The organism is Pseudoduganella sp. R-43, from assembly GCF_049913255.1.
Taxonomy (GTDB): Bacteria; Pseudomonadota; Gammaproteobacteria; order Burkholderiales; family Burkholderiaceae_D; genus Rugamonas.
In genome coordinates this window covers 3,231,302-3,249,673 of sequence record NZ_CP183988.1, presented here as the reverse complement: position 1 = coordinate 3,249,673, position 18,372 = coordinate 3,231,302, and the positions used below count along the sequence as shown (strand labels likewise).

Annotated in this window: 20 protein-coding genes; 6 read left to right on the top strand and 14 right to left on the bottom strand. The window is 64.7% G+C overall.

The genetic code is table 11. The features are described 5' to 3' along the window. A complete protein-coding gene (locus tag ACN9M3_RS14945) occupies positions 1–699 on the bottom strand; it encodes a hypothetical protein (protein WP_426323448.1) in 699 nt (232 codons plus the stop codon). Continuing rightward, on the bottom strand, positions 662–1,816 hold the full coding sequence (locus ACN9M3_RS14940; protein WP_426323446.1) for an acyltransferase family protein: 1,155 nt from the start codon (positions 1,814–1,816) through the stop codon (positions 662–664). The genes ACN9M3_RS14945 and ACN9M3_RS14940 overlap by 38 nt, the downstream gene beginning before the upstream one ends. A 79-nt stretch (positions 1,817–1,895) precedes the next feature. Between ACN9M3_RS14940 and ACN9M3_RS14935 the strand changes: the two genes are divergently transcribed. Both ACN9M3_RS14935 and ACN9M3_RS14930 read left to right on the top strand, forming a co-directional pair. Continuing rightward, a complete protein-coding gene (locus ACN9M3_RS14935) occupies positions 1,896–2,840 on the top strand; it encodes a succinylglutamate desuccinylase (RefSeq protein WP_426323444.1) in 945 nt (314 codons plus the stop codon). A gap of 41 nt (positions 2,841–2,881) precedes the next feature. After that, positions 2,882–3,670: a substrate-binding periplasmic protein gene (locus tag ACN9M3_RS14930; RefSeq protein ID WP_426323442.1), complete on the top strand. Its 789-nt coding sequence runs from the start codon at positions 2,882–2,884 to the stop codon at positions 3,668–3,670. Here ACN9M3_RS14930 and sugE read toward each other — a convergent pair. Next, on the bottom strand, positions 3,667–3,987 hold the full coding sequence (gene sugE, locus ACN9M3_RS14925; protein ID WP_426323440.1) for a quaternary ammonium compound efflux SMR transporter SugE: 321 nt from the start codon (positions 3,985–3,987) through the stop codon (positions 3,667–3,669). The genes ACN9M3_RS14930 and sugE overlap by 4 nt on opposite strands. 124 nt (positions 3,988–4,111) lie before the next feature. Here sugE and ACN9M3_RS14920 point away from each other — a divergent pair, with 124 nt between their 5' ends. The 3 genes from ACN9M3_RS14920 (at position 4,112) to ACN9M3_RS14910 (ending at position 5,912) form a co-directional block, all read left to right on the top strand. Beyond that, on the top strand, positions 4,112–4,471 hold the full coding sequence (locus ACN9M3_RS14920) for a DUF1304 domain-containing protein (RefSeq protein WP_426323438.1): 360 nt from the start codon (positions 4,112–4,114) through the stop codon (positions 4,469–4,471). 80 nt (positions 4,472–4,551) lie between these two features. Further along, entirely contained in the window at positions 4,552–4,860 is a 309-nt protein-coding gene (locus ACN9M3_RS14915) for an ArsR/SmtB family transcription factor (protein WP_426323436.1), read from the top strand. Then, a complete protein-coding gene (locus ACN9M3_RS14910) occupies positions 4,857–5,912 on the top strand; it encodes an alkene reductase (protein WP_426323434.1) in 1,056 nt (351 codons plus the stop codon). The genes ACN9M3_RS14915 and ACN9M3_RS14910 overlap by 4 nt, the downstream gene beginning before the upstream one ends. A gap of 99 nt (positions 5,913–6,011) precedes the next feature. Here the strand turns inward: ACN9M3_RS14910 and ACN9M3_RS14905 are convergent, their stop codons facing one another. The 7 genes from ACN9M3_RS14905 to ACN9M3_RS14875 form a co-directional block, all read right to left on the bottom strand. Further along, the gene (locus tag ACN9M3_RS14905) at positions 6,012–6,950 is read right to left on the bottom strand and encodes an MBL fold metallo-hydrolase (RefSeq protein ID WP_426323432.1); all 939 of its coding nucleotides are present in this window, start codon (positions 6,948–6,950) and stop codon (positions 6,012–6,014) included. A gap of 51 nt (positions 6,951–7,001) precedes the next feature. Next, positions 7,002–8,252: an acetate kinase gene (locus tag ACN9M3_RS14900; RefSeq protein ID WP_426323760.1), complete on the bottom strand. Its 1,251-nt coding sequence runs from the start codon at positions 8,250–8,252 to the stop codon at positions 7,002–7,004. 37 nt (positions 8,253–8,289) lie between these two features. Continuing rightward, positions 8,290–8,712 carry a hypothetical protein gene (locus ACN9M3_RS14895; protein WP_426323430.1) on the bottom strand — a complete coding sequence of 141 codons (423 nt, stop codon included), beginning with the start codon at positions 8,710–8,712 and terminating at the stop codon, positions 8,290–8,292. A gap of 12 nt (positions 8,713–8,724) precedes the next feature. Then, complete coding sequence (locus tag ACN9M3_RS14890) at positions 8,725–9,393, bottom strand: C39 family peptidase (protein WP_426323428.1); 669 nt, start codon at positions 9,391–9,393, stop codon at positions 8,725–8,727. Beyond that, complete coding sequence (locus tag ACN9M3_RS14885; RefSeq protein ID WP_426323426.1) at positions 9,390–9,782, bottom strand: hypothetical protein; 393 nt, start codon at positions 9,780–9,782, stop codon at positions 9,390–9,392. The genes ACN9M3_RS14890 and ACN9M3_RS14885 overlap by 4 nt, the downstream gene beginning before the upstream one ends. 34 nt (positions 9,783–9,816) lie before the next feature. Next, positions 9,817–11,613: a hypothetical protein gene (locus ACN9M3_RS14880; protein ID WP_426323424.1), complete on the bottom strand. Its 1,797-nt coding sequence runs from the start codon at positions 11,611–11,613 to the stop codon at positions 9,817–9,819. A gap of 255 nt (positions 11,614–11,868) precedes the next feature. Continuing rightward, entirely contained in the window at positions 11,869–13,212 is a 1,344-nt protein-coding gene (locus ACN9M3_RS14875) for a sigma 54-interacting transcriptional regulator (protein WP_426171813.1), read from the bottom strand. A 196-nt stretch (positions 13,213–13,408) separates the two neighbouring features. Between ACN9M3_RS14875 and ACN9M3_RS14870 the strand changes: the two genes are divergently transcribed. Further along, a complete protein-coding gene (locus tag ACN9M3_RS14870) occupies positions 13,409–13,924 on the top strand; it encodes a 1-acyl-sn-glycerol-3-phosphate acyltransferase (protein ID WP_426323421.1) in 516 nt (171 codons plus the stop codon). Here ACN9M3_RS14870 and ureB read toward each other — a convergent pair. The 4 genes from ureB to ACN9M3_RS14850 all read right to left on the bottom strand — a co-directional run bounded on the left by ureB (position 13,902) and on the right by ACN9M3_RS14850 (position 18,335). Beyond that, positions 13,902–14,174: an urease subunit beta gene (gene ureB / locus ACN9M3_RS14865; protein ID WP_057264856.1), complete on the bottom strand. Its 273-nt coding sequence runs from the start codon at positions 14,172–14,174 to the stop codon at positions 13,902–13,904. The two genes, ACN9M3_RS14870 and ureB, sit on opposite strands and share 23 nt — an antisense overlap. A 69-nt stretch (positions 14,175–14,243) precedes the next feature. Next, positions 14,244–15,992 carry a DUF885 domain-containing protein gene (locus ACN9M3_RS14860; protein ID WP_426323419.1) on the bottom strand — a complete coding sequence of 583 codons (1,749 nt, stop codon included), beginning with the start codon at positions 15,990–15,992 and terminating at the stop codon, positions 14,244–14,246. 145 nt (positions 15,993–16,137) lie between these two features. Then, positions 16,138–17,766: a SulP family inorganic anion transporter gene (locus ACN9M3_RS14855; RefSeq protein WP_426323417.1), complete on the bottom strand. Its 1,629-nt coding sequence runs from the start codon at positions 17,764–17,766 to the stop codon at positions 16,138–16,140. Beyond that, positions 17,766–18,335 (bottom strand): TetR/AcrR family transcriptional regulator, encoded by a 570-nt coding sequence (locus ACN9M3_RS14850; protein ID WP_426323415.1) that lies wholly within the window; start codon positions 18,333–18,335, stop codon positions 17,766–17,768. Before ACN9M3_RS14850 ends, ACN9M3_RS14855 begins: the two co-directional genes overlap by 1 nt. Positions 18,336–18,372: the final 37 nt, after the last annotated feature.

The window sequence follows — 18,372 nt, the reverse complement described above, 5'->3', positions numbered from 1 at the left end:
TTAGTCTTTAGGGATATAGCTCATGTCGGCGCGGTAGCGCAGCAATTCGGTTCGGACGCCTCGCACCAGCGCCTTCGCCCCTGCCGGCAATACCTCCGGCAGCTCTGCGGCTGCGCCAAAGCTTGGCACGGCGCGCATCAGGACATACTGGCCGCCGGCGCCGCCGACTTGCAGGCGGTACCAGGTGAACCTGGGCGCCGCGCGGCCGGTGTTTGCGGGCGCCGAGGCGCCGGCCACCAGCTGGCGTTCGAACGCCGTCTCCTCACCCGGCGCGATAGTGTAGGTCGCCATCGCGAGAAACGGCGATGCATCGGGCAAGGGCTGGCCTACACTGGCCGACTCCAGCCGGCGGAACACGCCATGACTCAGGAAATCGGCGTGCGGCACGACGTTGGCCGCGTTGTCGGCCGCGTCGCCTGCCGGCTGCACGGCGGCGTCGAAGTTGGCGGCGGCATGGCCGAAAGTGCCATCCATGAACATGCCGAGCCGGTCGCCCAGCACGAACGACCAGCCGTACCAGGTCCAGCGGTCGTTGGCGCCCTTGTGCCATTCGAGATGGCGCTGGTAGCCCTGCTCGAAGGCCGCGCTTTGGCCCGGCTTCGGCTGGATCACTACCATACGGGCGAATGGCCCGGCGGCGGGTTGTGCGAACGCGCTTGCGCTAAGGAGTAACAGGGACGTTGCCAACAGGTGCTTCATTTGTTCTCCGTCTGAAGTTGTTCGGAATGAAGCGCTCGCGCAGGCTCATGAACGGCGCTTCGACCGCAAAATATAGCAGCCATCCGGCAAAAATGCTGGCGGCGATCATGACCCCGATCGAATCCAGGTCAACCGGCTCCCAATGCTCGGCCAGCAGGATGCAAACCTGTTTGTGGGTCAGGTAGATCGAGTAAGACCAGACCGCGATCGCGCCCATGCCGGGAATCCGGGTGCGGTGCAGCAGCGAGCCTTCGCTGAGTGCGGCCAGCAGCAAAGCGGCGAACGCCACGCCCAACAGAGGATAGCCGAAGACCGACATGCCCCAGCTGAAATGGTGCTCAAGGAACAGCCACAATGCCAGTGCTGTCAAAACTGCGCCGGCAGCCAGCATCCAGTTCCCATGACTGGTCAGGCGCTGCCACGCCTTCGGATGGAAGTTGCGCAGCATGGCCAGGGCGACGCCGGCCAGCAATTCATCGAAACGCGCCAGCGTAGAGTAGTAGATCAGGGTGTAGTAGCTGCGGCTGCCGCGCTCACCGAGGTCCATCGCTGGCTGCCACCAGCCGTCGCGCAGCCACATGCCGGCCGCAATGGCGGACAGCAGCGCCGCCCAGCCCAGCACCAGCGCAAGGCCACCAGCCCGGCGTACTCGCGTGATGGCGGCAATGGCCAGCACGACAGGCGGCAGCAGCAGGTAGAACTGCTCCTCTACGCACAAGGACCACGCGTGCGAGAACAGCGTCCCCGGCTTGAGATTGATATTCAGGGTAAAGGTCAGGTACTTCCACCACGGCGCATGCGGCAGGTTGCCAGCCCAATACGGCCACCAGGCATACAGCGCCAGCACTGCCAGGTAGGCCGGCAAGGTGCGCAACAAGCGGCGCGCATAAAAATGCGGCAGCGACAGGCCAGGCCCGCGCAAGGCGGAAAACACCTGGTGTCCAATCAGGTAACCGGAAAGCGCAAAGAACAAGTCCACGCCGGCCCAGCCGATTTCGCTGAACCAGCCAAAGGTCGGCTCGTGGCTGACGAAGCCCATATAGTGGTTGGCAAACACCAGCATGATGGCCAGCGCGCGCAGAGTGTCCAGGCCATGGACGCGGGAAGGTCGATTCATGCGCGAATTCTACCTGAGCTAGAATATTGGCCACTTATTCGCCAAGCCTTAAAGGAACAGCATGACCGACGCCAGCAAAATGCATTTTAAATCTGTCAATTACACCGGCCAGGGCAAGGGCCGCCGCCTGATCATCACTGGCGCCGTGCACGGCAACGAAACCTGCGGCACCAAAGGCATCCTGCGCGTGATGGAGCAACTGGACAAAGGCGAACTGCACATCCTGAACGGCAGCGTGACCTTCGTGCCGGTCACCAATCCGCTGGCGTACCAGAAAGGCCAGCGTTCCGGCGACCGTAACCTGAACCGCAACCTGTTCCCGACCGAAAATCCGCAAGACTTCGAGGACCATATCGCCAACTGGCTGTGCCCCCTGCTCGGCCAGCACGAAATCCTGCTGGACTTGCATTCCTTCAACGCCCAGAGCCAGCCTTTCGTCATGGTCGGCCCGCGCAACAACGACGGCACCCTGCAGCCGTTCAGGCACGAAGCCGAAGAACGCGCCATGGCCCGCATCCTCGGGGTCAAGCGCTTCGTCGACGGCTGGATGGCCACCTACGGCGCCGGCGTGCAGCGCCGCCTGCGCGACGACAGCGCAGTGCAGACCGTCCTGAAATACGGCGTCGGCACCACCGAGTACATGCGCAGCACCGGCGGCATGGCCCTGACCCTGGAATGCGGCCAGCACTTCGACCCGCTAGCGCCGGATGTCGCCTACCGCGCCATCATGAACGTGCTGGCCCACTTTGGCTTGATCGAGGCGCCAAAGCCGCAGCCGATCGCACTGGAAGACATGGAATACCTGTCGATGGTGGAGGTGCACGACAAGCTGGACACCGGCGATACCTTCAGCCGCACCTGGTCCAGCTTCGACCGCCTGCTAGCCGGTGACGAAATCGGCCGCCGCGCCGATGGCAGCGCCGTGCTGGCGCCATTCGACGCCTATATGTTGTTCCCGGACGTCAATGCCAAACCGAATGCCGAATGGTTCTACCTCGCCAAAGTGAGTGACTCTTTTGTCTGATAGCCATTAGCTTTAAAATCGCGGCAAGGGGGAGAAACAATATGAACAGATTCCCGCTTGCCGCGATTGGCACACTCCTGCTCGCGACCGCGCCCGTGGCGGCGCTCGCCACCGACTTCGTATTGCGCGTCACCGGCCAGGAAAGCCTGCCGCCAAAATGGATCCGGCAGGATGGGCGCGCCTCGACCGGCGTCTGCCCCGACATCCTTGCCGCCATCTCCCGCGTTGAACCGCGCCTTCGTTTCACGGGGCTGGACGACATCCGTTCCGTCCTGGTGATCGAACAGAACCTCCGCCTCGGCAACGCCGAAATTGCCTGCGCCCTGGTCTCCACCCCATTGCGCCGCCACATCGCCATCGCCATTCCGCACCCCTTGTACGTTTCGCGCCAGCGCCTGGCCGCTGCCGCCGACGACACGGCCGAAATCAATTCGCTGGACGACCTTGCTCGCCTGAAGCCGCTGGTCACCACGTCGCGCGGCGCGGCCTATATCGACCAGTTGCGCGCGCTCGGCATCACGGTCGACGACAGCACCGGCAGCAACGTGACCAACCTGCGCAAGATCCTGGCTGGCCATGGGCGCTATTTCTATATGAACGAGTTGACCTTGCACTGGCTGATACGCGAGCAAAAACTGCAGGACAGGATCAAGCTGATGCCAGCCGTGCTGAAAGAGGACTCCATGTTCTTGTGGTTGAGCAAGAAGGCGCCCCCACAGGCGGCGCCGCTGCTGGCCGCGGCAGTCAAGAAGCTCAGCGACAGCGGCGAACTGGCACGCATTTATGCGCGCTGGTCGGATGAGTCGGGCGTCGGCCCGCGCAACGATTAATGCGGCGACAGGATTTTCAGCCCGGCAATGCCCAGCACGATCATGGCGATGCACACCAGCCGCGCCACGCTGGCCGGCTCGTCCAGCACCATGATGCCCCAGATGACGGTGCCCACGGTACCGATGCCGGTCCAGATGGCGTAGGCGGTTCCCAGCGGCAGTGAACGCAGCGCCAGCCCAAGCAGGATCACGCTGCCTGCCATGGCGGCCAGCGTCACGGCGCTCGGCACCAGCCTGGTGAAACCTTCGGTGTATTTGAGTCCGACGGCCCAGACGACTTCCAGCAGGCCGGCGAGTAACAGGACGATCCAGTGCATGATGTTCTCCCAAGTCATGACGGGGTCGTCCCCGCCTGGCTCCCTGGTCTTGCGGCGAGGTCGTCCCCGCGGGAGAAGGCCGACAGTATATCATTGGGGGTCCAAACTTTCAGGGAGCCCCCCAATGCTGCTGTTCGCACAGATCGCCGTTGCCATCGTCCTGCTGATCCACGTCTATATCGTGCTGCTGGAAACCGTCCTCTTCGATACCCGCGGCCGCCGCGCGTTCGGCCTGTCGTCGGAAAAGGCGCCCATCGTCAAGCCGGCCATGTCGAACCAGGGCTGCTATAACGGCTTCCTGGTGGCGGCGCTGGCGGTGGGTTTGCTGCATGGCGAGCCGGCAGTGCGTTCCGCCTTCATCACATACGGCCTGCTGTGCGTGGCCGTGGCGGGCATCTGGGGCGGGCTGACCGTCAGCAAACGCATTCTCTTCGTGCAGACCGTGCCGGCCGTCGTGGCGCTGGTGCTCTACCGATTAGCATAAAAACAAGGCTTGAAATCCATCGACATGCTCCGATATACGTATCGGCTTTTTCCGATATACTTATCGTGAAACACCGAAATATGACTGACTCCATTGACATTGATGCAATCCACAAGGCCCTGGCCAACCCGGTCCGGCGCCAGATACTGTCCTGGCTGAAAAAGCCGGAGGCCTGGTTCAGCGAGCAGCTCGCACCGCTGTCGCTGGGCGTCTGCGCCGGCATGATCGACAAGCAGGCCGGCCTCTCGCAATCGACCGTTTCCGGCCACCTCGCCATCTTGCAGAAGGCGGGACTGGTGACGGTGCAGCGGGTCGGCCAGTGGAATTTCTTCAAGCGCAATGAGGAGGTCATCCTGCAATTTATTGAGCATGAGAGGAATACCTTATGAGCACCCTGTTCGACCCCATCACTATCGGCGCGCTGACCCTGAAGAACCGCGTCGTCATGGCTCCCCTGACCCGCTCGCGCGCCACCGGCGGCAAGCGCGTGCCAAATGCTTTGATGGCCGAGTATTACGCGCAGCGCTCCTCCGCGGGCCTGATCATCAGCGAAGCCACTTCGGTGACTCCGCAGGGCGTGGGCTATGAAAACACCCCCGGCATCTGGTCCGATGAGCAGGTCGAAGGCTGGAAGCTGGTGACCGAAGCCGTGCATGCCAAGGGCGGCAAGATCGTGCTGCAACTGTGGCATGTGGGCCGTATCTCCGACCCTAGCCTGCTCGATGGCCAGGCGCCTGTCGCGCCAAGCGCAATCGCGGCCAAGGGCAATGTAAGCCTGCTGCGCCCTCCGCGCCCCTATTCCGTGCCGCGCGCGCTGGATACCGAGGAGATTGCGGGCGTCGTCGAGGCATACCGCAAGGGTGCCGAGAATGCCAAAAAGGCCGGCTTCGACGGCGTGGAAATCCACGGCGCCAATGGCTACCTGCTCGACCAGTTCCTGCAGGATTCAACCAACCAGCGCACCGACCAATACGGCGGCAGCGTTGAGAACCGTGCCCGCCTGATGCTGGAAGTGACCGATGCCGTGATCGGCGTCTGGGGTGCGGACCGCGTCGGCATGCACCTGGCGCCGCGCCGCGATGCGCATGACATGGGCGATTCGACCCCGGCCGAGACCTTCGGCTATGTGGCGCGCGAACTGGGCAAGCGCGGTATTGCCTTCATCGCGGCACGCGAGGCGGTTGGCGATGATTCGCTGGGTCCGTTGCTGAAGCGTGAGTTTGGCGGGGTCTATATCGCCAACGAGAAGTTTGATGTGGCGGGGGCGCAGGCTGCGCTGGCAGAAGGCCGCGCCGATGCGATTGCCTGGGGCAAGGACTTCATCGCGAATCCGGACCTGCCGCGCCGCCTGCAGACCGGTGCCGCGCTGAATGCGCAGCGCCCTGAGTTGTTCTACGGCCCGTCGGCGGAAGGGTATACCGATTATCCAGCGCTGGCCTGAACCTGGTAAACCAGTGTCTGACCCACAGGGTCAGACACTTGACTCGCGGCCGTCGCGTACAAGTGTCTGACCCTGCGGGTCAGACACAGGTTTACCGGTTCAACGGTTCGCCGAATAGTTCACCGGGAAGAACTTATACCCCTTCCCCTCACTACGCAAATGCCCCACCCCCGGGAACGGCAAGTGCGCCGCCCCCATCCAATACCCCTGCTTCGCCGCCTCGGCAAACGCCGCCTTGCGCTGCGCCAGGGCCGCTTTCGAATCGCTGTCGAACTGGATCGTCACGCCCGGATCAGGGAACTGCACCGCCGCGTTGTGCATCAAGTCGCCAATCAGCACCAGCTTCTGCCCCTTGCTTTCCACCACATAGGTGGTGTGGCCCGGCGTATGGCCATAGCTTGAAGTCGAACGCACGCCCGGCACCAGTTCGGTATTGCCCTCAAACGGTTTCACCTTGCCCGCATAGCCGGACACCGCGCTCATCGGCCCCTGGAAATTGCCCTTCGCCTCGGCACTGGCATTATCGAGGTTCGCTTTGCTCAGGAAGAAGTCGGCATCGCGCTTGTCCATGCGCACCACGGCATTCGGAAACGCCGGCTTGTCCTGCCCGCCCAGGCCGCCGACGTGGTCGCCATGCAGGTGGGTGATGTAGATCTCGTCAACCTGCTCCGGCTGGTAACCGGCTGCTTTCAGGCTGGTCAGGATATTGCCCAGGGTCGGCCCGAACAGGCTGCCGGCGCCGGTATCGATCAGCACCAGCTTCGAGCCGGTATTGACCAGGAAAGCGTTGACCGAAGTCTCAACCGGCGACTTCAGGAAACTGTGCTCCAGGGATTTGGTCGTTTTCTCAGGCTTCTGGTTCAGCAGCTGGTCCATCGGCAGGTCGATCGTGCCGTCGTTCAGTACGGTGACTTCGAAGTCGCCCACATTCATGCGATAGAAGCCGGGCGCCTGAGTCTTGGCCATCGGCGCTGCAGCGTGGGCGGCGCCTGCAATGGCGGCAATTGCGAACGGTACGGCGAGCTTTTTCAGGATCATTCGATCTCCTTCTTGTTAGTTGCCAAAACGCTAGATTAGCGTAAACGGCAACTACATGCTTGTCGGTACCCGCAGCATGACGGAGACATCCGGCGTATCCCGCGTCAGCCCTGCCCCCACCGAGACATTGACCGTCTGCTTCGGGTTCAGCCGGTAAGAAAAGCCGACCAGCAAGGTACCCAGTTGCGTGCGCACTGAGCCCGGCGCCGGCACGCCATTCTGCCTGGTGCGGGCAATGGAACTGTGGTCGTAGCCAAAGCTGAGGGAGGCCTTTTCATTCAGCGCCAGCCCGACACCGAAATTGAAGCCGATGACCGCCCCCGGCTTGACCGTGCCGAGCGGCTCGCGTTCCCCATCGAGCACCAGCCGGCTCAGGTTCTTGCGCTGGAAGTTGTGCAGGTAGCTGACGCTGCCGAACAGCACGGCGGGGTCAGTCGGATACAGCCAGGTCAGGCTGGGTTGCAAGGCATAAAAGCCGGAACCGGTTGGCAGCTCCAGTGGCAAGCCGGTGCCGGTGGCGTTTTCGCCAATGCAGCGCCGCACGCAGTCGGTCACGACCTCAAAGGGATCGCGGCCGGTGCGCGTCTTGAAGCGCAGGCCGGCGACGTAATAGGGCTTTTCGGCGCCGCCATCGTTGAGCTGGTGGCGCAGCGAGAGTTCGACGTCGCCCAGCGCGCGGCCGCTCACATCAAATACCTTTTCCACCGCCGAGCCGGTGAACACTTCGCGGCTCACGGTCGAGTCCGAGCGGTAAATGTAAGGCAGGCGCAGTTCGAGCTCAGTGCGGTTGCTCAGTCCATAGCGCCCGCTCAGCGTGGCGGTGCTGGTATTGCGCTTGACTTCGCGCACGTCGATCAGGCCGATCAGCAAGGCGGGGATGATGGTGTAGCCCACCAGGGCGACGCGGTTGCTCGACGAATAGCCGAACTGGAAGGCCGGTTCGAGCACGAGCTTGCCGCGCCCGGTCAGGACGCCGGGGCTTTCAAAGATAGGCGCCACTTCAGGCGGCTTGCTGTCGCGCTTTGGCGGCTGGCCCACCGCCAATGCCGGCTGCGCCGGGCCGGACGGCGCCGGCGCCTGTCCGGGTGGCGGGACGTTGGGTTGCGGCTGGCTTTGCGCAGCCCCTGTGCCGCGCGCGGACGCCAGGCGCTCCTCAGCCACCTGGCGCCGCAAATCCTCCAGCAGCGCCCTTTGCTCGGCCAGCGCCTTTTTCAACTCGGTCAACTCGGCTGCAAGCTCGGCGTTGCTGCGCTGCTGCACCGGCATCTGGGCCAGCGTCGCCTGGCTGGCGACAATCAGCATCCCGGCCGCGAATTTCTTTGAAAGCATCGCTCCCTCCCTAGCGGGGCACAATGACGTTCGACAAGGCCTGGCGCAGGTTGCCCTCCAGGTTCAGGCTCTTCAAGGTCGACAGCGCGTTGACGGTGAGGTCGATCGTGGTCAGGCTGCGGATCAACTGCCCGTTCGTATTGTTCTGCACCAGCATCGGCGCCAGCGCAGCCCCGGCCTGCGGCGAATTCGCCAGCCGCGCCACATCGGCCAGTTCCACGCGATTGCGCGCCACCACCACGCCATTGACTTCGACGATGCGCTCCACGCCCAGCGCGACCAGCAGGCCGTTGCCGTTCTCAAAGCCGCCACGGGCCTCTTCGAGACGCGCCTCCGGCGCCGGCGCCCAGCCTTCAGGCGGCCCCTGTCCCTGCGCCATGGCAGGCATCGCCAGCAACAGCAACAAGCCGCTGACGCCGATTCTTCGCTTCATGCCGCCCTCCCTTCAAAAATCCCCGGCGCCCAGCTTCGGCACCGTCACGTCGCGCAGGCTGTCGCGCATGATCCCTTCCGACAGCATCGCCTGCGGCGCCACACGCCAGTCCGCGGTTTCATTGAAGCGCGGCTTGCCGGGCCGGCCATGAATCACGAACAGCAGGCGGTTCTGCCAGATCGCCTCGAACCCTTGGCGTGACAAGGCGCGCGTGCCGCCGGCCGGATCGCCCAGCAGCACACGCTCGCCCTGCACGCCCTTGACCACGACGAAGTGGCGATAGCCGTTGTCGGCCACCAGCACGATCGCCGGCAAGCCGGCCTGCGCCAGCTTGTCCAGCGGCTGTTCGAAGCCGTCCGCAGTGAAGCCACGCGTGGCCAGGTAGCGCTTCATGTCCAGCAGCGAAAAGCCCTCGCGCCGGATGCGCGCCTGGTCGCCGCGCACGAACATGTCACGGAAAATTTCCTGCTCCGAGACCTGGAAATCGTAGTGGTGGCTGAGCAAAGTCGCCAGCGCGGCCGAACCACAACTGAAATCGTATTGCTGTCTTACCGTCGTGCGGAAGCGCGCCTCCTTCAGGCTGGTCACCGGCAGCACAAAACTGGCGCCGCCGGCTGAAAAGTCGGCGGCCTGCGCGGCAAATGCCGGCAGCAATGCCAGAACGCTGAAGAGGCCTCTCATTTGATCTGCACGTTGACGATGGTTGCATTCTGGATCAGCACGTTGGCGCCGGAATTCTGGATCACCATCGGCATACCCGACGCGTTGCTGAACGCACCGTCAGTCACGATATTGGCGCCGGTAACGACGTTCACCGCGCTGTTGTTGGCCACGGTGCCGGCCAGCTTCATATCGCTCCACGGCGCATCGCTGCCGCCGCGCATCTGCTCAAGGCGCTCATCCTGCGCGGGGCGCTCGTTGCCGGCCAGCGCAGGCCGCGGCGCAGGCGGCGATTCCGGCGGGGACGGGCCCGCCGCCGCAGCCAGCGGGCCAAGCGGCAGCGCCCCCACCCACGGGGACGCCACCGCCAGGCCCGGCACCAAGGCGGCGCACAGGGCCAGGACTTGCACTGGCCTGCCTAAGCTTCGCATGATGCTGTGCCGGCTATTTGCCCACAGCCAGGTTGGCCTGCACGTTCACGCTCTGCTGCACCAGCGAGGACATGCCGTTGTTCTGGCTGATCACCATGATGCCCGCAGCCGACTGGCCGACCCCGCTCATGGTGTTCGACATGTCGAAGGTGCCCGCAGTCACGCTATTGGTGCCGCCAGCCCCGCCGTTGCCGCCCGTGGCATTGCCGCCGGTCGCGTTGCCGGCAGTATTGGTGCCGCCGTCGCCGCCCGCACCGGCCACGTTGCCGCCGCCGCCGGCGCCGCCAGCACCGCCGTCACCAGCCGTGGCGCTGCCGTTGGTCGCCGCGCCGCCAGTGCCCGCCGCACCGGTGCCGCTGCCGCCGGTCGCCGCTCCGCCGGTGCCGCCGCCCGCAGCGCCGCTCGAGCCGGCAGTATTGCTTGCCAGGCCGCTGGAACCGCCGTTGCCGCCGTTGCCGCCGGCCGCACCAGCACCGCCGGTGCTGGTGCCATTGCCGCCAGCCGCACCGCCGCCGCCTGCGCCGCCGGTACCGGCAGCACCCGCACCGCCGGTAGCCGCCACTGCGCCGCTGCCGCCGCCGGCACCGGAGCTGTTGGCGCCGCCTGCAGCGCCGTTGCCTGCCGTATTGCTGGCTGCCGCGCCGCTACCGCCCGCTGCGCCGGCACCGCCGCCGCCGCCCGCGCCGCCCGTGCCGCCCGCGCCGCTGGTGCCGGCACCGGAAGTCGATGCGTTGCCGGTATTGGCCGAACGGCCATCAGCCGTGCCGGTGGTGCCGCCAGTGCTGTTCTGGTCGCCCATGCCGGGGATGGTCAGCGGCTCGGTGCCGCTGGTGCCGTTCAACGCAGTATTGCTCGAGCCCGCGCTGCCGCTCGATGCGGCGCCGCCGGTCGAAGTCTGGCTCGACGTCGAAGCACCGGTTGCGACACTGCCGGTAGCCCCTGCCATGCCGCCGGCGCCCGCCGCTCCGCCAGCGCCGCCCATGCCGCCCGCACCGCCGGCGGCGGCACCAGTCGAACCGCCGTCGCCGCCGCGGGCGCCGGTCGCCGCGCCACTGGCGCCGCCAGCACCGCTGCCTGCAGTGCCAACCACGCCGCCCGCGCCGCCTGCTGCCGCGCCGCCTGCGCCACCGGCCCCGCCAGCGCCGGCGACCACAATGCCGCCTGCGCCACCGGCGCCGCCTTCACCGCCGCGCGCACCATCGCCGCCGCGGCCGCTTGCCGCACCGGCAGCCAGTCCGCCAGCACCGGTGGTACCACCGGTTCCCGCCCCGGCCATGGCTGCACCGCCCGAGCCGCCGCCGCCGCTGCCATTGCCGCCGACCGCGCTGCCATTGAACGCCACGCCGCCGGTCGCACCTGCCGCGCCGGCGCCGCCGTTCGAGGCGCCGCCAGCGCCGCCGGTACCATTGGCATTACCGCCCGCGGCCCCGCCAGCAAGGGCAGCCGCACCCGCACCGCCATTGGCATTGCCGCCGTTGCTGGCCACGTTGCCGATATTGTTGATCGTATTGTTGGTGACAGTGCCGGTCAGCGTGCTGACCGCGGTCGCTGTCGACGTATTGAAGGCGTTGGTCATCGACGATGTCGCTGTCGCACCGTTGTTGGCTGCCGCGGCGCCGGCTGCGGCCGCATCGGCGGCGCCGGTACTGTTGTTGTTGGCGTTGGCCTGGCTGCTGTCCTGTGTCGCCGTGGAATTGTCATTGGCCTGGGCGCCCGGCCCGGTCTGGCTCACATTGGGCGGCGGTGTCTCCTGCGCGAATGCACTACCCATCGCCAGTGCAATGGCTGCTGCTAGCAAAGTTTTCTTCATCTCGTCCTCGCTGATGTCGTGTTCTTCAAGTGCCCGCAATGCTGGGGCCAGAACCCATATCGCAAGCTTGATGCCACCTGTCCTAAGCTGTTGAAATTGCTCGACTTTGGTGCGGCGGTGCAGCAAGTGGCGTGCATGATTGAGGCAAGTTTGTCACGCATCTGTGACACAAGCGTGGCCACGCAGTGCCTTTCTCCATGGGAGACAAGGCTTGCAGGACAGTGTCACATCGGTGTTACGCGGCTGTACGCCAGCTCAGTCTTCGCCGCGGCGCGAGGGCCGCTGGATACCGTGTTTCGCCATCAGGCGATACAGCGTCATGCGCGATACGCCAAGCTCGCGCGCCACGGCAGTGATACTGTGGCCGGCATCGAGACGGCCTTGCAGGGCCGTCCGTTCGGCGCTGGCGCGCGCGGCGCCGAGATCTTCGGCAGCGGCCGCGCTGTCGCTGCCATCCAGCTCGAGGTCGTGCGGCTGGATCAGGGCGCCGTCGGCCATCACGGCCGCGCGCCGCACGCGATTCAACAGCTCGCGCACATTGCCCGGCCAGTCATGCGCGCGCAGCGCCCGCAGCGCACTATTGCTGAAGCCGCGCACGCGCCGTGCACGTTCCGTGGCATAACTGTGGAAAACTTCTTGCGCCAACGCCACCACGTCATCGCGCCGCTCGCGCAAGGCCGGCACTTGCAAGGTCAGGACATTGAGCCGGTAAAACAAATCTTCCCGGAACAAGCCGCGTTTCACCGCATCGTCCAGCTTGACGTGCGACGCGGCAATCACGCGCGCATCGACCGGCACGCTGCGCGTCCCGCCCACGCGGTAAATGGTTTTCTCCTGCAGGAAACGCAGCAGGTTGGCCTGCAGCTCGAGCGGCAGGTCGCCGATCTCGTCAAGGAAAATGGAGCCGCCGCTGGCCGATTCGATCAAGCCGCACTTGCCGGGACCGGCGCCGGTAAAGGCGCCCTTCTCGTAACCGAACAATTCCGACTGCACCAGCGAGGCCGGGATCGCGCCGCAATTGATGGGCACGAAGGGCCCGTCGCGCCGTCCCGAATGCTCGTGGATGGCACGCGCCACGAGCTCCTTGCCGGTCCCGCTTTCGCCCCAGATCAGCACGGGCGCATCGGCGCTCGCTACTTTCAGTATCCGCTGGCGCAGCAAGGTGATGGCTGTACTGGTGCCGGTCAGCCGCATCGCCTGGCATGCTTCCGGCAAATGGCCGAGGCCGGAAAGCGCAGCCAGTCCGAGCGCGTGGCCCAAGGTATGGCTGAGCCGCTCGGCATCCAGCGGCCAGGTGTGGAAGTCGACGCAATGGTCATGCACCAGCTGGCGGAAGGCGGCCTCTTCCAATGCCTGGGGGAGGAAGACCGCAACCCAGCGCGGCCGGCTGTGGCGGCGCAAAAAATGATCGAGTTCGGCAAGCGAGGCGGTCCAATCGTCCAGCACCAGCAAGCCCACCGGGAAATGCTGTTCGCGCAAGGCCGCCGCCGCCTCGGCCAGGCCGCACACGTGGCAGACGTCGAACGTTTGGCCTGCGGCAAGCAACGCCGCCGGCAGCGCTGCCGTTGTAGCGGCGACGCACAACACTTGCCTTGTCATAATTTCACCTTGCTGCCCCGAGGACCGGCAGGATAGAATACCGCCGCACAAATTTTCAGCACCAGAAGTTACAAACTCTTAATGGTGCAATTCAAACAATGGGGAAGGCATGGATCAATATAAGCTAGAGGCGGACAAACTGCCAACACTAAAGCAGCGCGTCGCCTTACGCATGTTGCATGCTTTCGGATGGCAAATGAAGTTCAAGCCGCTGCCCGGGCCGCGCGGCATCGCCGTAGTCTACCCGCACACGTCGAACTGGGACTTCATCATCGGCGTACTGGGCAAATGGGCGCTGGACCTGCCGTTCCGCTGGCTGGCCAAGGACAGCCTGTTCAAGATTCCACTGCTGGGCCGCTGGTTCTACTACCTCGGCGGTGCGCCGGTCGACCGCAGCGCGCCGCAAGGCCTGATCCAGGCCCAGGCCGATGCGATGATGAAGGAAGACTGGTATTGGGTCGGCATCACGCCGGAAGGCACGCGCGGCTACAAGCCTTACTGGAAAAGCGGCTTCTACCAGTTGGCGCTGGCCGCCAAGGTGCCGCTGGTGCTGGTCTATATGGATTATCCGAACAAGACCCTGGGGCTGGTCGAGCACGTCTGGCTGACCGGCGATGAAGAACAGGACATGGCGGCCATTCGCGCCGGTTTCGAAGGCCACCTCGGCAAGCATCCCGAGCTGATGGCGCCTATCGTCTTGCGCCAGCGCTGAAGCCGGCCACCTCCGCATCCCCCTCGAGGCGCACCAGCGTGATGGTGTGCGCCTTGCCCGGTTCGAAACGCAGCGCCGTTCCCGGCGCGATATCGAGCCGCATGCCATAGGCCTTCCAGCGCTCGAACTGCAGCGCCGAATCGACTTCAAAAAAGTGGAAATGGGAGCCGACCTGGATAGGACGGTTCCCCTGGTTTGTTACGGTAAGCGTAGTGCGATCAGTCATGTGACCTATATCTGCAAGACTCATGCCAGTAATTTCAAGTGATTTTCTCACTTTTTTTGCACCAGCATAAGGCAATGCACCACGCAGGTGCGCTTATTCTTTCGGATAAGGGCTCTTGCCGCCGCCGGCGATGAATTCATCGATGCGCGCCTGCAGCACCGGCAGCGGTACCGAGCCCAGTTCCAGGATGGTGTCGTGGAAGGCGCGGATGTCGAACTTGCTGCCCAGGGCCTGCTCCGCCTTCTTGCGCGCTTCGAAGATCGCCATTTCGCCCAGGTAGTAGGACAGCGCCTGGCCCGGCCACGAGATATAGCGATCGACCTCGGTCATGATTTCGTGCGAGGACAGCGCGGTATTCTCCATCAGGTACTTCTGCGCCTGCTCGCGCGTCCAGCCTTTGGCGTGCACGCCGGTGTCCACCACCAGGCGCGAGGCGCGCCAGGCCTGGTAGCTCAGCATGCCGAACACTTCATATGGCGTCTCGTAGATGCCCATCTCGGTGCCCAGGCGCTCGGAATACAGCGCCCAGCCCTCGCCATAAGCGGAGATATAGGCGTTGCGGAACGGCGGACGCCCCTTCTGCTCCAGCGCGATAGGCATCTGGAAGGCGTGGCCCGGCGCCGATTCATGCAGCGTCAGCGCCGGCAGCGAATACAGCGGGCGGGCCGGCAGGTTGTAGGTGTTGACCCAGTAGCCGCCAGGTCCGCCGCGTCCCGAGGTATAGAACGGCGCGATTTCCGGCGCCACCGGGATGATGGCGAAGCGGCTGCGCGGCAGGCGGCCGAAGTAGTCGGCCACCTTGCCGTCGAACTTCTTGGCGATCCAGGCCGCGCGCATCAGCAGTTCTTCCGGCGTCTTGGCGTAGAACTGCGGATCGGTGCGCAGGAACTGCAGGAAGGCCGGCAGGTCGCCCTTGAAGCCGACCTGTTTCATCACCTCCTGCATTTCGGCGCGGATCTTCGCCATCTCGTCCAGGCCGATCTGGTGGATCTGCTCGGCCGTCAGGTTGGTCGTCGTGAATTCGACAATCTTGGATTGGTAATACGCCTTGCCGTCAGGGTAGCTCTCGGCAGCCAGGGTTTCCTTGGCTTTCGGGACGTATTCCTCGCGCATGAATTTCAGCAGCGCCGCGTGGGCCGGGATGACTTTTTCGCGGATCGCCTGCAAGCCATGCGCCTTCAGCGCTTCCTGTTCGGCGGCCGGGATCACGTTCGGCATTTCCTTGAACGGCTTGAAGAACACCACGTCCTCCAGCTTGGCTTCGGTGACCGAGGTGATCGACTTGTCGCGGCCTTCCAGCGTGATCTTCGGCGGCGTGAAGCCGCGCGCCAGGCCAGCGCGCATATTGGCGATCTCCTCGCTGAAGTAGCGCGGCACGTCGTTCAGCTGCGCCACGTAGTTGCGATAGTCTTCGGCGGTGCGGAAGGACTTGCGCGCCTCGCCCGCCAGGTTGCCCCAGAACGAAGAATCGGCGTTCAGCGGTTTTTCGTATTCGCGGAAGCGCTGGTTATCCAGCAGCGCCGCGACCTGTGCGCGGTACACATGGTAGTTGATGCGCTCCTTGTTCGAAAGCTGTTCGGGCTTGATGCTTTCGAGTTGGCGCAGCGTTTCTTCCCATTTCTTCTGGCGCTCCAGTTGCACCGCCAGGCTGACGTTCGGCAGCCTGCTCTCGACGCCGCGCACATCGTCCTCATCGTCTTCCAGCCTTTGCTGCAGGCGCCACTTCCACTCCGCCTGGTGAATGGCGGTGAAACGGGCGTCGGCACTACCGGGTTTGGCTGCTGCAAAGGATGGAGAACTGAAGGCTGCTGCGATGGCGAGTGCTGCGACAATCTGTTTCATGGTGCTCCCGAAGCTCAGGTTGGTAACGGTTCCGGGAGTGTACCTTACGGCCAAAGGACTGGCGGCGTCAATGGCAGGATTATGCCGGAACGTATCAGGCCACGGATGGAATCAACCGAGGCGGCGCCCATGCCCGATCCGCAGGCTACTGCAGATGCTTGTCGGCGATGTCGATACTGAGGAAGACCTGGCCATTCAGCGTTTGCAGCAGGTCGGACTGGCGCAGCCGGTCCATCACCGGACCTTTGACCTCGGCCAGGTGGAAGCCGATGCCGCGGCGCGCCAGGCTCTGGTTCAACTCCGACAGCGCGAACAGCGCCGACGTATCGATCGAGCTGACCGCCGTCATCACCAGCACCAGGTGGCGCGCGGCCGGATGGCTGCGCAACTCGTCCTCGATGCGTTCCTGCACCGCTTCCACATTCCCGAAAAACAGGTTGGCATCGATGCGCAATGCCAGCAGCTCCGGCCGGGTCTCGGCAGGATAGCGCTCGATATTGCGGAAATGCTCGGTGCCTGCGATGCGGCCCAGCACCGCGATATGCGGCCGGCTGGCGCGCCAGATCAGGGTCCCCATCGACAGCGCCACGCCCACCAGCACGCCAGCCTCCACACCCAGCGCCACCACGCCTGCCGCGCTGGCAAACCAGGCCAAGGCATCGCCGCGGTCGTAGCGCCAGGCCGTGCGCAGGGTGCCCAGTTCCAGCATGCCCAGCACGGCGACGATGATGGTTGCGGCCAGCACCGGCATCGGCAGCAAAGCCAGCCAGCCGGTTGGGGCCACCAGCGCCAGGGACAGCAAGCCGGCGGTGATGACGCTGGCCAGCGGCGTTTGCGCACCCGCCGCAAAATTCACCGCGGAGCGCGACATGCTGCCGGTGACGGGAAAAGCGCCCGAAACCATGCTGGCCACATTGGCAGCGCCCAGGCCAATCAGCTCACGGTTGCTGACCAGTTTTTCATTGCGCTTTAAGGCCAGCGACTGCGCCGCCGACATGCTCATGATGAAGACCACGAAGCCAATCAGCAGGCCCGGTTTCACAAGCTGCTGCCAGTGCGCCTGCGACATGGCCAGGTTCAGTTGCGGCAGGCCGCTCGGCACCTCGCCCGTGGTTTGCACGCCCATCGCTTCCAGTCCCAGCAGCTGCACCAGCACCAGGCCAAGCATCACGACCAACATCGGCGCCAGGCGCGTTGCCATGTCGGCGCCCGCCGCTTTCATGCCGAGGGAGCGCAGCAGCCGCGCCAGATGGCTGCGCGACAGCACCAGCAGCAGCACGGAGCCTATGCCCATGGCCGCGCTCGGGCCGTGCCAGTGCGGCAGTTCAGCGCCCAGCAAAGGCTTGAGCTGGCCCCAGGCGATCACCAGCGCCGAACCGACGGTAAAGCCGCTCATCACAGGACGCGAGAAGAAATTGGCGAGGAAGCCAAGCCGCAGCAGGCCGCACAACAGCAGCACCGCGCCCGCCACCAGCGCCAGTTGCGCCGCCAGCACCGAATACAGGCCGGAACCGGCAGCCGCCATCGGGCCGATGATCGCCGCCGTCATCAGCGACACAATGGCCATCGGCCCGACCGATTGCGTCATGCTGGTGCCGAATACTGCGTAGACAACGGGCGGCAGGATGCTGGCGTAAATGCCCGTCACCGGCGGCAGGCCGGCCACCAGCGCATAGGCCATGCCTTGCGGGATCATCATCATTGCCACCACGATGCCCGCACTGATATCGCCCGGCAGCATTGCGCGCCGGTAGTGTCGCAGCCAGGCCAGCATCAGCGCTCCTGTTCCAGCGAGGATAGCACCGCTGCCAGGATTTCGTCGGACTGCTTTTTATCCGCCACCGAACGGGCCAGGACCAGGCCGCCGACCATGGCGGCATAGGTGGCAATGGCATCGCGCCGCGCCTGCGCCGGTTCGCCGGGCAGCGCCTGCGCCAGCGCCTCTAGCTGCGCCTGGAAGCTCTCGTCCATCGCATGCCGCACTTCCGGGCCGACGCGCGAAACATCGGGACCGAGCGACGCCAGTGCGCAGCCCTTGCCGGGGTTATCGCGGTGTTTGGAAGTCAGGTACATATGGGCCAGTGCAGCGCGCGGATTGGCCGGCTGCTCGGCCAGCAATTCGCTCCAGCGCTTGGCGGAATTCTCCATCGCCTTGCCGAAAGCCTCGGCCAGCAGGTCTTCCTTCGAGGCGAAATGGCCGTAAAAGCCGCCGTGCGTCAGGCCGGCGCTTTTCATCAGGTCCGCCACGCCGATGCCGTCGTAGCCCTTTTCCCGGAATAAGCGGGATGCCGTTTCAACAATGCGCTCGCGGTTCTGCGCCGCCTGTTCCCTACTGACACGCATGATCTTCTCCTTGATTATTTTTATTATGGATGTAATA